Below are 13,469 nucleotides of genomic sequence, written 5' to 3'. Positions count from 1 at the left end.
CTTCCTGGTGCGGTCAGCTGAGACCGACTCAGATGTCGAGGAAGCGGACGTCCTTGGCGTTGCGCTGGATGAACTGGCGGCGCGCCTCGACGTCCTCGCCCATCAGGACCGAGAACAGGTCGTCGGCCTGGGCGGCGTCGTCGAGCGTGACCTGGCCGAGGACGCGGTGCTCCTGGTCCATCGTCGTCACGCGCAGCTCCTCGGCGTTCATCTCACCGAGACCCTTGAAGCGCTGGATCGAGTCCTCCTTGATGCGCTTGCCGCGCTGGCGGCCCATCTCGATCAGCGCGTCGCGCTCGCGGTCGGAGTAGGCGTACTCCACCTCGTCCCGGCCCCACTTGATCTTGTAGAGCGGCGGACGCGACAGGAAGACGTGCCCGGCCTCGACCAGCGGACGCATGAAGCGGAACAGGAACGTCAGCAGCAGGGTGTTGATGTGCTGGCCGTCGACGTCGGCGTCCGCCATCAGGATGATCTTGTGATAGCGGAGCTTCTCGATGTCGAAGTCCTCGTGCACTCCCGTGCCGAAGGCCGAGATCAGCGCCTGGATCTCCTGGTTCTGCAGGATCTTGTCGATCCGCGCCTTCTCGACGTTGAGGATCTTGCCGCGGATCGGGAGGATCGCCTGGTACTCGGGGTTGCGGCCGGACTTGGCCGAGCCGCCGGCGGAGTCACCCTCGACGATGAAGATCTCGCACTTGGTGGGGTCGTTCGACTGGCAGTCGGAGAGCTTGCCCGGCAGGGACGCGGTCTCCAGCAGGCCCTTGCGGCGGGTCAGGTCGCGCGCCTTGCGGGCGGCCACGCGCGCGGTGGCGGCCTGGATACCCTTGCGGATGATGTCCGCGGCCTCGTTCGGGTTGCGGTCCAGCCAGTCCGCCAGGTGCTCGTAGACGACCTTCTGGACGAAGGTCTTCACCTCGGTGTTGCCCAGCTTCGTCTTGGTCTGGCCCTCGAACTGAGGCTCGCTCAGCTTGACCGAGATGATCGCCGTCAGACCCTCGCGGATGTCGTCGCCCGTGAGGTTGTCGTCCTTGTCGCGCAGCAGCTTCTTGTCGCGCGCGTACTTGTTGATCAGCGAGGTCAGCGCGGCGCGGAAGCCCTCTTCGTGGGTACCGCCCTCGTGCGTGTGGATGATGTTGGCGAAGGAGTAGACGCCCTCGGTGTAGCTGCTGTTCCACTGCATCGCGACCTCGAGGGACAGGAGCTTGTCCTTGTCCTCGGCCTCCAAGTCGATGACGGTGGGGTGCACCACGTCCCCCTTGCGGGAGTTGAGGTACTTCACGAAGTCGACGATGCCGCCCTCGTAGTGGTAGTCGACCGACTTGACCTCGGCCTTCTCGTCCGCGCCCGCCTCGTCCGCGCCGGAGGTCGCCTTCGCCGACTCACGCTCGTCGGTGAGCCGGATCCGCAGGCCCTTGTTGAGGAACGCCATCTCCTGGAAGCGCCGCGACAGCGTCTCGAAGGAGTACTCGGTGGTCTCGAAGATGTCCGGGTCGGCCCAGAAGGTGACCGAGGTGCCGTGCTCCTCCGTCGCCTCGTGCTTGGCGAGCGGGGCGGTCGGGACGCCGAGCTTGTAGTCCTGCGTCCAGCGGTGGCCGTCCGTCTTGACCTCGACGGCGACCTTCGTGGACAGGGCGTTCACGACGGACACGCCGACGCCGTGCAGACCGCCGGAGACCGCGTAGCCACCGCCGCCGAACTTGCCGCCCGCGTGCAGCACCGTCAGGACGACCTCGACGGCCGGCTTGCCCTCGGACGGGACGATGCCCACCGGGATGCCACGGCCGTTGTCGACGACGCGGACGCCGCCGTCGGGGAGGATCGTCACGTCGATCGTGTCCGCGTACCCGGCCAGGGCCTCGTCGACGGAGTTGTCGACGACCTCCTGCACGAGGTGGTGCAGTCCGCGCTCGCCGGTCGAACCGATGTACATACCGGGTCGCTTGCGAACCGCGTCCAGGCCCTCGAGGACGGTGATGGCGCTGGCGTCGTACGAGGAGGTGACCTCGACGCTCGACGAAGCGCCCGCGCCCTCGGCGCCGGCGTCGGTGGACGGAATGTTCTCGTTGGGGTTGCCGGAATCGGCCACGAAGCGCCCTTTCTGGCACAGCACGAGCCAAGCTCGTCGGCGGGTTGCCGGAGCGGCTGCGGCATGTTGCGTTGGTAAGCCTTGATCAGCGTTGCTCAGCGTGTCCCGGACGGTCCCCACGACTGGGGCGGGATTGTCTTCCAGTCTACCGGTAGCGCTGACAGTGATGGGGGTTTGGCGGTACCTGAGTCCGCATGTGCCGCCCTGAACCCGGCTCGGAGGACTCCCGATATGCGGAAGGGGGCTCCAAGAGGCTCACAGCGGCACTCAGCGCTTCGAGCCGTCAACCCTTGGCTACTTCGGAGTCAGCTCCCGATTCGCAACCGCGTGCGGTTGTACGACGAACGGCTCGCGGACGTCGTTTCGAGGCCCCGGAGAGGCAATGATGTGATGTCTGTCACCTGAGCCTGATGAGGCTTCGGAGACGCCTGTGACGGCTGTTTCGGACGCTTCTTCGGCCGGAGCGAGGCCGTGGAGACGGCACCCAGGACCGCTGCCGACGCGCTCCCGCCGAACGCGCTCAGCCGTACGTGTCGCCCGGGCCCGTGCTGCCGGGGGCGCGCAGGGGGCCGTAGCGGCGGGCGGGGCCACCGGGACCCTGCACCTTGATCTGCCGGACGGACCCGTGACCCAGGTCCTCGTTGAGCCGGGCGACCAGCGTCGGCGCGAGCAGCCGCAGGTTCGTGGCCCAGGCCGTGGAGTCGCAGCGCACGACCAGGACCCGCTCGTCCTCGTCGTACCGCTCAGGTACACAGTGCTTGGCGACGTCCTCGCCGACGATCTCCGGCCAGCGGCCCATCACGCCGCCCACGGCCGCCGGGGTCTCCCAACCGCGTTCGGTGATGAGGCGGTTGATGGCCGCGCCGAGCGCCAGGGGGTCGCGTCCGTCGGCCCGCGCGCCGGAGCGCAGGCCGCCGCCGCGCCGCGCCTGCTTCTTCTGGTGTGCCGCGTCCCCCCGCGCGCGTGCCTGCTCCTTGGCCGCGCGCAGCGCCACGCGCGCGAGGTCGACCCCGGAGGGCTCGGGGGCCCGGGCGGCCTCCCCGGAGGAACCGGCGGAAGGGTTCTCGGACGGCTGGTCGCTCATACGCGCTCCACCGCCCCCTCGGACACGGCGTACCGCGCCCCCGCCAGGACGTGCGGTACGTCGTCGTCGACCGCGGCGGTCACCAGGACCTGCTCGCCGGGCGCGACCAGCTCGGCCAGGCGCTCGCGGCGCCGGCTGTCCAGCTCGGCGAAGACGTCGTCGAGGACCAGCACCGGCTCGTTGCCCTCGGCGCGCAGCAGGTCGTAGGACGCCAGGCGCAGGGCCAGCGCGTACGACCAGGACTCGCCGTGCGAGGCGTACCCCTTGGCGGGTAGCTGGCCCAGCTTGAGCAGCAGATCGTCGCGGTGCGGGCCGACGAGGGTGACGCCGCGCTCGATCTCCTGCTTGCGGGCCTCGGCGAGCGCCGCCATCAGCTGTTCGAACAGGTCGTCACGGGAGTGCGCCTCGCCGGGCGCGGACGGCTTGTAGTCCAGGGCGACGGGGCCGCCGCCGGGAGCCAGCTGCTCGTACGCCTTGTCGGCCAGCGGCTGGATCGCGGCGATCAGGTCGAGGCGCTGGGCGAGCAGCTCCGCGCCCGCGCGCGCGAGGTGCTGGTCCCAGACGTCGAGGGTGGACAGGTCCATGGACCGGCCGCCGTGCCGGCGGGCCAGCGCGGCGGACTTCAGCAGGGTGTTGCGCTGCTTCAGCACGCGCTCGTAGTCGGAGCGCACGCCCGCCATACGCGGGGAGCGCGCGGTGATCAGCTCGTCGAGGAACCGCCGGCGCTCGCCGGGGTCGCCCTTGACCAGCGCCAGGTCCTCCGGGGCGAACAGCACGGTCCGTACGATGCCGAGCACGTCACGCGGTCTGACCTGCGACGATCTATTGATGCGGGCGCGGTTGGCCTTCCCCGGGTTCAGCTCCAGCTCGACCAGCTGGGTGCGCTCGCCCTGCCGTACCTGCGCACGGACGATCGCGCGGTCGGCGCCCATGCGCACCAGCGGGGCGTCGGAGGCGACGCGGTGGCTGCCGAGGGTGGCGAGATAGCCGACGGCCTCGACGAGGTTCGTCTTGCCCTGCCCGTTGGGGCCGACGAACGCGGTGACGCCCGGGTCGAGCGGGACCTCGACCCGGGCGTACGAGCGGAAGTCGGCCAGCGAAAGATGCGTGACGTGCATGGTCGTTCGCCGACCTCCCCCAACGTGTGGTTCAACCGTCCCCAGCTGTGGACAACCGGGGTGTCCAGGGTGCCAGATCGGCTCCCCCGGACGGCGGACCGCCTCCGGCCGCGACCGCGACCGGAGTGCGGACTACTTCTTCTCGACCGCGTGCCCGCCGAACTGGTTCCGCAGGGCCGCGATCATCTTCATCTGCGGCGAGTCGTCCTGCCGCGAGGCGAAGCGCGCGAACAGCGAGGCCGTGATCGCGGGCAGCGGCACGGCGTGGTCGATCGCGGCCTCCACAGTCCAGCGTCCCTCGCCGGAGTCCTGTGCATAACCCCGCAGGCCCTCCAGGTGCTCGTCCTCGTCGAGGGCGTTCACCGCGAGGTCCAGCAGCCAGGAGCGGATGACCGTGCCCTCCTGCCAGGAGCGGAAGACCTCCCGGACGTCGGTCACGGAGTCGACCTTCTCCAGCAGCTCCCAGCCCTCGGCGTAGGCCTGCATCATGGCGTACTCGATGCCGTTGTGGACCATCTTCGCGAAGTGGCCCGCGCCGACCTTGCCGGCGTGCACCGAGCCGAAGTCGCCCTCCGGCTTCAGGGCGTCGAAGATCGGCTGCACCTTGGCGACGTCCTCCTCGGAGCCGCCGTACATCAGCGCGTAGCCGTTCTCCAGGCCCCAGACGCCGCCGGAGACACCGCAGTCGACGAAACCTATGCCCTTGGCCGCCAGCTGCTCGGCGTGCTTCTCGTCGTCCGTCCAGCGGGAGTTGCCGCCGTCCACCACGACGTCACCGGGCTGCAGCAGCTCGGCCAGCTCGTCGATGGTCGACTGGGTCGGGGCGCCCGCCGGGACCATCACCCAGACGACGCGCGGGCCGGGGAGCTTGCCCACAAGCTCTTCCAGGCTGTGGACGTCCGCGAGGTCAGCGTTGCGGTCGTATCCGACGACGGTGTGGCCCGCGCGGCGGATCCGCTCGCGCATGTTGCCGCCCATCTTGCCGAGGCCGACGAGACCGAGCTCCATCAGTTGTGTTCCTTCGGTTGCTGTGGCGTGTCAGGCACCTTCGTACCCGCGTACGAGACTAAACCCGGACGTCCGCGCACAGCTGTGGGCATACGCGCTCATACGTACACCCTCACCTGGGGTTTCCCCACAGGCCGGGCGGCTTTCGTCCCCGGCCTGTGGACAACCCGCGGTGACCGTCGGCGGCTCAGCCGCTCAGGCGCACCGGCATGATCAGGTACTTGTAGGCCTCGTCCGCCTCCGCGTCCAGGGCCGGCTTGCCGCTGAGCAGCGCGGGCTTGGTGGACGTGGTGAACGACAGCTGCGCCACCGGGGAGTCGATCGCGCTCAGGCCGTCCAGCAGGAAGGTCGGGTTGAAGGCGATCGAGATGTCGTCGCCCTCCAGCTGGGCGTCGACCCTTTCCACAGCCTGTGCGTCGTCGCTGGAGCCGGCCTCCAGGATGAGCACGCCCTGCTCGAAGCTGAGCCGCACCGGGGTGTTCCGCTCGGCGACCAGGGCCACACGCTTGACGGCCTCGACGAAGGGCGCCGTCTCGATCACGGCGACCGAGTTGAACTCCGTCGGGAACAGCGTGCGGTACTTCGGGAGGTCGCCCTCCAGCAGCCGCGTCGTCGTCCGGCGCCCGGCGCCCTCGAAACCGATCAGGCCCTCGCCCGCACCGGAGCCGGAGAGCGCCAGGGTGACGCTGTCACCGCTGGTGAGCGCCTTGGCGGTGTCCAGGAGGGTCTTGGCGGGCACCAGGGCGACCGCGGACGCCTCGGGGTTCTCCGGCTTCCACAGGAACTCGCGGACCGCGAAGCGGTAGCGGTCGGTGGAGGCCAGCGTGACGGTGTCGCCCTCGATCTCGATGCGCACACCGGTGAGGACGGGCAGCGTGTCGTCGCGGCCGGCCGCGATGGCCACCTGGGCGGCGGCGGAGGCGAAGACCTCACCGGGCACGGTGCCGGTGGCCGTGGGCATCTGCGGCAGCGCCGGGTACTCCTCCACCGGCAGGGTGTGGAGGGTGAAGCGCGAGGAGCCGCAGACCACGGTCGCCCGTACACCGTCTGTGGAAATCTCCACCGGCCGGTTGGGGAGGGCGCGGCAGATGTCGGCGAGGAGACGGCCGGACACCAGGACGGTGCCCTCCTCCTCGACCTCGGCCTCCACACCCACCCGGGCGGAGACCTCGTAGTCGAAGCTGGACAGGCTCAGCTGACCGTCCTCGGCCTTCAGGAGGAGGCCGGCGAGGACAGGCGCCGGCGGACGGGCCGGGAGGCTGCGCGCCGCCCAGGCCACGGCCTCCGCGAGTACGTCGCGTTCCACCCGGATCTTCACTGTTGCCGCCTCCTGCTGTTGCCGGCGCTTCTCGGCCTGCCTGGCTTCGTCGTCTGTCTCGGTGTCGTCGGCCCCAGTGAGGGGAAGGACACCGGGAACAGTCTGACGCACCCCACTGACAGTAGGTGCCTCTCGGGGTCAAGTCGTGACGTGGGGCAGCCGGGAGCCGGACAGCGAGTTGTGCACAGGACCCTCTTCGAAACGAATTCCCAGCTCTCTCTAGTTGGGAGTAGTAGTAGGGCCTGTGGATACCGTGGATAACCTCGTTTGCCCAGCTCAGCGCCGAGATTTTGTCCACCGGGGCTGTGGGTGGAGGCCGTGGACAACCGGCCGCTTCTGTGGAGAACGGAAAGTTCTGCACACCCCGTGCACAGGACAGGGCGACTTCTCCCCAGCGCCGTCCCCAGCTTTACCCGCCTTTCCCACAGGGCAACCCGGCACCTTCGTGTGACGCCTTTCACTCGCCCCGGTGAGGAGCCGCGTCGGGTTGCCGAACAGTGGACAGCGGTGTGGAGAAGCTGGGGATCACTGGGGACAACCGGCTCCAGCCTGTGGGTTGCCCGTGGACAACTCCGTGCACAGGCTGTGGATCTCCGCGTCGTCCACAGTCTGTGGAGATCGTTCGTCCACGAATCCACAACCGGTTGACCTGGTCTGATGGTCCTTCAACAGACCGGCCTGTGGACGCAGTCTGGACAACTTCGCGGTCCCCAGGGTGTGGACGCGAGAAAGTCGCCGAATCTGTGGAGGAAGACCGTAACCCGGCAGGTAATCGAACAGGTGCTGTCGCGCGGCGCCGGGCGGGAGATGGCGCCGGACGTGCCGCGGACCCTCTCCAGGCGGTGTCCGGACCGTCTCCGGACATGAAGAGGGCGCCTGCGGATCTCTCCGGAGGCGCCCTCGACGGTGTGCGGCCGGCCCTCGGCGAGCCGGTGGCGGGTGGCCCGTCAGCCGTTCTTGATGCGGTTGGTGAGCTCGGTGACCTGGTTGTAGATCGAGCGCCGCTCGGCCATCAGATTGCGGATCTTGCGGTCGGCGTGCATCACCGTGGTGTGGTCGCGGCCGCCGAACAGCGCGCCGATCTTCGGCAGCGACAGGTCCGTCAGCTCACGGCACAGGTACATGGCGATCTGGCGGGCCGTGACGAGCGCCCGTCCGCGCGACGTACCGCACAGGTCCTCGACCGTGAGGCCGAAGTAGTCGGCGGTGGCACCCATGATCGCCGTGGAGGTGATCTCCGGGGCCGAGTCCTCACCGCCGGGGATGAGGTCCTTCAGGACGATCTCCGTCAGGCCCAGGTCGACCGGCTGCCGGTTGAGCGACGCGAACGCCGTCACCCGGATCAGCGCGCCCTCCAGCTCACGGATGTTCCGCGAGATACGGGAGGCGATGAACTCCAGGACCTCCGGCGGGGCGTTGAGCTGCTCCTGGACCGCCTTCTTGCGCAGGATCGCGATCCGCGTCTCGAGTTCGGGCGGCTGCACGTCGGTGATCAGACCCCACTCGAAACGGTTCCGCAGCCGGTCCTCCAGGGTGACCAGCTGCTTGGGCGGCCGGTCGCTGGACAGCACGATCTGCTTGTTCGCGTTGTGGAGCGTGTTGAAGGTGTGGAAGAACTCCTCCTGCGTCGACTCCTTGTCCGCGAGGAACTGGATGTCGTCGACGAGCAGGATGTCCATCTCGCGGTAGCGCTTGCGGAAGCTGTCGCCCTTGCCGTCACGGATCGAGTTGATGAACTCGTTGGTGAACTCCTCGGAGCTCACGTACCGCACGCGCGTGCCCGGGTAGAGGCTGCGCGCGTAGTGCCCGATCGCGTGCAGCAGGTGCGTCTTGCCGAGGCCCGACTCCCCATAGATGAACAGGGGGTTGTACGCCTTCGCGGGCGCCTCGGCGACGGCCACCGCGGCCGCGTGCGCGAAGCGGTTGGACGCGCCGATGACGAACGTGTCGAAGAGGTACTTCGGGTTCAACCGCGCGGTGGGCTCACCCGGGCCGGACGCCGGCGCGGGCTGCGCGGCGAGCGGCCCCGGGGCGCCGGAGGCCGGGAGGCTCGAGCCGACCGGCCCACCGCGGTGCACATGACCGGAGCCGGGCGGCGGATCGGGCAGCTCCCGGCGCGGACCGCGGTCGTACTCCGAGCGCGGCTGGTCGTAGTCGGGGCGCTGCTGCTCGTACTCGGGCCGCGGCTTGTCGTAGTCCGGCCGCTGCTGCTCGTAGTCGGAGCGGCGCTGGTCGTGATCGGGGCGCTTCCCGTCGTAGGACGACCGGTCGACCGGCTGCGGGCGGTAGTCCTGCGCCGGGGAGCCGTAGGAGTCCTGGCCGTACGACTCCTGCGGCGAGGCGTACGGGTCCCGCTCGGGGAAGCCGAGGCGCTGCTGCTGCCAGCCGTAGTCGTCCTGTGACGGGCGCGGCCAGCTGTCCGGCGCGGGCTCCGGGCGCTGGTACTCGCCGGGGTAGGCCGGGCGCGCGGTCGGCAGCGGGTCGGACATGTGGTCGTCGGCGCGGTGCCGGCCGTAGCCCTCGTACGACGGGAGCTCCGGCTCCTCGTAGCGGGGCTGGGACTGGTGCTGGGGCGACGGAGGGGCCGGGGGCTCGCCCGCCGAGTCGTCGACGGTGATCGCGATACGGATGGGGCGCCCGCACTCACGGGTCAGGGTCTCGCTGACGACCGGGGCCAGCCGGCCCTCCAGTACGCCCTTCGCGAATTCGTTCGGTACGGCGAGCAGCGCGGTGTCGGCGACCAGCGCGAGGGGCTGGCAGCGCCGGATCCAGTGCTCGTCCTTCGCCTCCACACCCTGCCCGCGGCCCTCACCGAGGAGCTGCTCGAGTACTCGTGGCCACACTGCGGCAAGATCGGCAGGTACGTCAGCCACAGGGCACGCTCTCTCACAGGTCCCACGAACGTGTGATTGTGGGACGGGTCGGGATTCAATCGGGTGGAGTCAGAATCTGGGGGGACAAGGGAACGAATCGGAGTTCCGTCACGGTAGTCAGCGCGACGGCTACGGTTCAAGTCGTTGTCCCCAGCCTGTGGATAGTGTCCCCCAGTCGCGGCTGGTTTGACCGGATGGCGTAGCCGCGCGTACCGTAACCAGGTCGAGTTGTCGATGGCTGCTGCCGCCTGCCTCCGATGGGCACAGGTCACGTCAGGTGATCGGATAGCGGTGCACTCGGGCGTAACTGCGAGCTACTCGTGGGCGCACGGTGACAGCCAGGACGGCACCCGCCACCACCGATTTATTACTGGAGCCCCCGAGTGAGCAAGCGCACCTTCCAGCCGAACAACCGTCGTCGCGCGAAGACCCACGGCTTCCGGCTGCGTATGCGCACCCGTGCCGGCCGCGCGATCCTCGCGTCCCGCCGTAGCAAGGGTCGCGCCCGTCTGTCCGCCTGATCCCGGTCAGGTCATGCCGTCGTGCTGCCCACCGAGAACCGGCTGAGGCGGCGCGAGGACTTCGCGACCGCGGTACGACGAGGGCGCCGGGCAGGACGCCCGCACCTCGTCGTCCATCTTCGTAGCGGTGCCACGGACCCGCATGCGCCTGGGGAGAGCGCTCCCCCGACGCGTGCGGGTTTCGTCGTGAGCAAGGCCGTGGGTGGTGCAGTCGTGCGGAACAAGGTGAAGCGCAGGCTTCGCCATCTCATGCGCGATCGAGTCGACCAGCTGCCCCCCGGTAGCCTGGTAGTCGTACGAGCGCTACCCGGTTCGGGTGACGCCGACCATGCACAGCTGGCCCGAGACCTGGACGCCGCTCTGCAGCGGCTCCTGGGAGGGGGCGCGCGATGAAGTACCCACTGCTGGCTCTGATCAAGCTGTACCAGTGGACGATCAGTCCACTGCTGGGACCGGTGTGCAAGTACTACCCGTCGTGCTCCCACTACGGGTACACGGCCATCGACCGGCACGGTGCGATCAAGGGCACGGCGCTCACCGCCTGGCGCATCCTGCGATGCAACCCGTGGTCACTGGGCGGTGTGGACCATGTCCCGCCGCGCAAGCGTCCGCGGTGGCACGAGCTGCTGCGCAACGCATGGCGCGCACGCAAGGGCGGGCCCTCCGCCGCCGAAACGGCCATTGAAGAGAATGTTCCTTCGAGCCCGGCCGCAGAGACCTCGCCCCATGCCCAAGGAGCATGATTAGTGGACACGATTGCCAGCCTCTTCAGCTTCATCACGACACCCGTCTCATGGGTCATCGTCCAGTTCCACAAGGTGTACGGCGCCATCTTCGGCGAGGACACCGGGTGGGCCTGGGGCCTGTCCATCGTGTCCCTGGTGATCCTGATCCGTATCTGCCTGATCCCGCTCTTCGTGAAGCAGATCAAGGCGACCCGGGCCATGCAGACGCTCCAGCCCGAGATGAAGAAGATCCAGGAGCGCTACAAGAACGACAAGCAGCGTCAGTCCGAAGAGATGATGAAGCTGTACAAGGAGACGGGCACCAACCCGCTCTCCTCGTGCCTTCCCATCCTGGCGCAGTCGCCGTTCTTCTTCGCCCTGTACCACGTGCTCAACGGCATCGCGACGGGCAAGACGATCGGCGTCATCGACGATCAGCTGCTCGAGAGCGCCCGTAAGGCACACATCTTCGGTGCCCCGCTCGCCGCCAAGTTCACGGACAGCGCCGACAAGGTCGCCCAGCTCGGCGCGACGCTGATGGACGTCCGGGTCGTCACCGCGGTCATGATCGTCCTGATGTCGGCGTCGCAGTTCTACACGCAGCGCCAGCTGATGACGAAGAACGTCGACACCTCGGTGAAGACGCCGTTCATGCAGCAGCAGAAGATGCTCATGTACATCTTCCCGGTCATGTTCGCCGTCTTCGGCATCAACTTCCCGGTCGGTGTCCTCGTCTACTGGCTGACCACCAACGTGTGGACCATGGGCCAGCAGATGTACGTCATCCGCAACAACCCGACCCCGGGTTCCAAGGCCCAGGCCGCCTACCTGGAGCGCCTCACCAACCGTGTCACGCAGCACGGCAAGGTCCGCGGGCGCGGCGAGAAGGCCATCATCAAGGCGATCGTCGCCAAGGGCCGCGACCGCAACGAGTACGAGCGCAAGTTCATCAACGGTCTCTCCAAGGCGAGCCTCGCGGCGCAGCCCGACGGCACCGTGATCAAGAGCGAGGGCGCCGTCGCCACCGTGACCGAGGACGGCACCCCGGCCGGCGGTGCTCCCCGGCGCCAGCAGCCGAAGCGGCAGAGCAAGTCGCAGCGGCAGTCGGGCACCCAGAAGCACGCCGACGAGCCGACGTCCCTGGAGAAGTCCGAGACGCCCGAGGACACCAAGCCCGCGGCGGCCAAGAAGCCCGCGCCGAAGTCCGCGGGACAGGGCCGCAGCAAGGCCCAGTCCGGGCAGCGCAAGGGCGGTCCGCAGCGCCCCAAGTCCCCGTCCAAGAAGTAAGAAGGAGCCCATCCCGTGACGGAAGGCACCACCTCCGCCGCCGCCGAGGGTGCAGACACCCTGACCCGCCTGGAACAGGAGGGCGAGATCGCGGCGGACTACCTCGAGGGTCTGCTGGACATCGCCGATCTCGACGGCGACATCGACATGGACGTCGAGGCCGACCGCGCCGCTGTGTCGATCATCAGCGACGCCGGCGGCCGCGACCTGCAGAAGCTGGTCGGGCGTGACGGCGAGGTGCTGGAGGCGCTGCAGGAGCTGACGCGTCTCGCCGTGCACCGGGAGACCGGGGACCGCAGCCGGCTGATGCTGGACATCGCGGGCTACCGCGCCAAGAAGCGTGCCGAGCTCTCCGAGCTGGGCGCCAAGGCCGCCGCCGAGGTCAAGAACACCGGCGAGCCGGTCAAGCTGAAGCCGATGACGCCGTTCGAGCGCAAGGTCGTGCACGACGCGGTCAAGTCGGCGGGGCTGCGCAGCGAGTCCGAGGGCGAGGAGCCGCAGCGCTTCGTCGTCGTTCTGCCCGCCTGATCGGCCTTACGTTTCTCCCGGCCCCGTCTGCCCGCAGGCGGGGCCGAACTTTGTCAGCGATAGTTCTCGTGGTTCTGGTGCCGGCGCCTGGTGCGCCGCGCCGTACGGAAGGACGGTCCCCGTGACGGAGGCAGCGGAGCTTCCCCCCGCGCCCGAGCAGGCACGTGAGGTGTTCGGCGATCGCTTCGCGGACGCGGTCCGCTACGCCGAACTGCTCGCCGAGGCGGGTGTGCAGCGTGGTCTGATCGGGCCACGGGAGGTGCCTCGTCTGTGGGAGCGGCATCTCCTGAACTGCGCGGTGCTCTCCGAGGTCGTACCCGAGAACGTGACGGTGTGCGATGTGGGCTCGGGCGCCGGTCTTCCCGGTATCCCCCTGGCCCTGGTCCGGGAGGACCTGAAGATCACCCTGCTGGAGCCACTACTGCGGCGCACGACCTTTCTGACGGAGGTCGTGGAGCTGCTGGGGCTGGACCATGTGACGGTGGTGCGCGGTCGCGCCGAAGAGGTCATGGGGAAGCTGCAGCCGGTCCATGTCGTCACCGCGCGGGCCGTCGCCCCGCTGGACCGGCTGGCGACCTGGGGCATCCCTCTGCTGAGGCCCTACGGCGAGATGCTGGCCCTCAAGGGAGACACCGCCGAGGAGGAGCTCAAGAGCGCGGCCACCGCGTTGAGCAAGCTCGGTGCCGTGGGGACGTCCATCCTCCATGTGGGTGAGGGCGTTGTGGATCCGCTGTCCACGGTCGTACGGGTCGAGGTCGGGGAGAGCCCGGGCGGCGTGCGTTTCGCGGCCAAGCGCGCCAAGGCGGCCAGGACGGGGCGCACGCGCCGGCGCCGCTGATCCGCCCTGACGGCCAGACGTACTCCACACAAGCTGGCAAACCTACCCATGTCGGAGTGTCGCGACAGTTCGGCCTCGGC

12 protein-coding genes are annotated in these 13,469 nt (G+C 69.0%); 6 read left to right on the top strand and 6 right to left on the bottom strand.

Annotated features, from left to right (window positions below):
- Positions 1 to 28 precede the first annotated feature (28 nt).
- From gyrB to dnaA, 6 genes are all read right to left on the bottom strand, one after another.
- On the bottom strand, positions 29 to 2,089 hold the full coding sequence (gyrB, locus tag ACFV46_RS20115; protein WP_361929499.1) for a DNA topoisomerase (ATP-hydrolyzing) subunit B: 2,061 nt from the start codon (positions 2,087 to 2,089) through the stop codon (positions 29 to 31).
- Between the two features lie 520 nt (positions 2,090 to 2,609).
- On the bottom strand, positions 2,610 to 3,173 hold the full coding sequence (locus tag ACFV46_RS20110) for a DUF721 domain-containing protein (protein ID WP_376727565.1): 564 nt from the start codon (positions 3,171 to 3,173) through the stop codon (positions 2,610 to 2,612).
- Positions 3,170 to 4,291, bottom strand: a complete 1,122-nt coding sequence (recF, locus tag ACFV46_RS20105) for a DNA replication/repair protein RecF (RefSeq protein WP_385499046.1) — start codon at positions 4,289 to 4,291, stop codon at positions 3,170 to 3,172. The genes ACFV46_RS20110 and recF overlap by 4 nt, the downstream gene beginning before the upstream one ends.
- 132 nt (positions 4,292 to 4,423) lie before the next feature.
- Positions 4,424 to 5,299, bottom strand: coding sequence for a phosphogluconate dehydrogenase (NAD(+)-dependent, decarboxylating) (gene gnd, locus ACFV46_RS20100; protein ID WP_376727563.1), 876 nt, complete (start codon positions 5,297 to 5,299; stop codon positions 4,424 to 4,426).
- Positions 5,300 to 5,486: 187 nt separating this feature from the next.
- Entirely contained in the window at positions 5,487 to 6,617 is a 1,131-nt protein-coding gene (gene dnaN, locus ACFV46_RS20095) for a DNA polymerase III subunit beta (RefSeq protein WP_062665940.1), read from the bottom strand.
- A gap of 947 nt (positions 6,618 to 7,564) precedes the next feature.
- Entirely contained in the window at positions 7,565 to 9,490 is a 1,926-nt protein-coding gene (gene dnaA, locus ACFV46_RS20090) for a chromosomal replication initiator protein DnaA (RefSeq protein WP_385499044.1), read from the bottom strand.
- Between the two features lie 383 nt (positions 9,491 to 9,873).
- Here dnaA and rpmH point away from each other — a divergent pair, with 383 nt between their 5' ends.
- The 6 genes from rpmH to rsmG all read left to right on the top strand — a co-directional run bounded on the left by rpmH (position 9,874) and on the right by rsmG (position 13,389).
- Positions 9,874 to 10,011 (top strand): 50S ribosomal protein L34, encoded by a 138-nt coding sequence (gene rpmH / locus ACFV46_RS20085; RefSeq protein ID WP_003956500.1) that lies wholly within the window; start codon positions 9,874 to 9,876, stop codon positions 10,009 to 10,011.
- Positions 10,012 to 10,032: 21 nt separating this feature from the next.
- On the top strand, positions 10,033 to 10,404 hold the full coding sequence (rnpA, locus tag ACFV46_RS20080) for a ribonuclease P protein component (RefSeq protein ID WP_079033564.1): 372 nt from the start codon (positions 10,033 to 10,035) through the stop codon (positions 10,402 to 10,404).
- Positions 10,401 to 10,754 (top strand): membrane protein insertion efficiency factor YidD, encoded by a 354-nt coding sequence (gene yidD, locus ACFV46_RS20075; RefSeq protein ID WP_055621059.1) that lies wholly within the window; start codon positions 10,401 to 10,403, stop codon positions 10,752 to 10,754. Before rnpA ends, yidD begins: the two co-directional genes overlap by 4 nt.
- A gap of 3 nt (positions 10,755 to 10,757) precedes the next feature.
- Positions 10,758 to 12,023 (top strand): membrane protein insertase YidC, encoded by a 1,266-nt coding sequence (yidC, locus tag ACFV46_RS20070; RefSeq protein ID WP_361929515.1) that lies wholly within the window; start codon positions 10,758 to 10,760, stop codon positions 12,021 to 12,023.
- A 15-nt stretch (positions 12,024 to 12,038) separates the two neighbouring features.
- Positions 12,039 to 12,551 carry a R3H domain-containing nucleic acid-binding protein gene (locus tag ACFV46_RS20065; RefSeq protein ID WP_283287794.1) on the top strand — a complete coding sequence of 171 codons (513 nt, stop codon included), beginning with the start codon at positions 12,039 to 12,041 and terminating at the stop codon, positions 12,549 to 12,551.
- Positions 12,552 to 12,672: 121 nt separating this feature from the next.
- Positions 12,673 to 13,389 carry a 16S rRNA (guanine(527)-N(7))-methyltransferase RsmG gene (gene rsmG, locus ACFV46_RS20060; protein WP_055621056.1) on the top strand — a complete coding sequence of 239 codons (717 nt, stop codon included), beginning with the start codon at positions 12,673 to 12,675 and terminating at the stop codon, positions 13,387 to 13,389.
- Positions 13,390 to 13,469: the final 80 nt, after the last annotated feature.

It is taken from the genome of Streptomyces sp. NPDC059852 (assembly GCF_042731455.1).
Lineage (GTDB): Bacteria > Actinomycetota > Actinomycetes > Streptomycetales > Streptomycetaceae > Streptomyces.
This window is presented reverse-complemented; position numbering and strand designations above follow the sequence as displayed.

Coding starts and splice junctions, on each gene's coding strand:
- ACFV46_RS20110 (WP_376727565.1), bottom strand. CDS start 3,173: ATGAGCGACCAGCCGTCCGAGAACCCTTCCGCCGGTTCCTCCGGGGAG.
- recF (WP_385499046.1), bottom strand. CDS start 4,291: ATGCACGTCACGCATCTTTCGCTGGCCGACTTCCGCTCGTACGCCCGG.
- gnd (WP_376727563.1), bottom strand. CDS start 5,299: ATGGAGCTCGGTCTCGTCGGCCTCGGCAAGATGGGCGGCAACATGCGC.
- yidD (WP_055621059.1), top strand. CDS start 10,401: ATGAAGTACCCACTGCTGGCTCTGATCAAGCTGTACCAGTGGACGATC.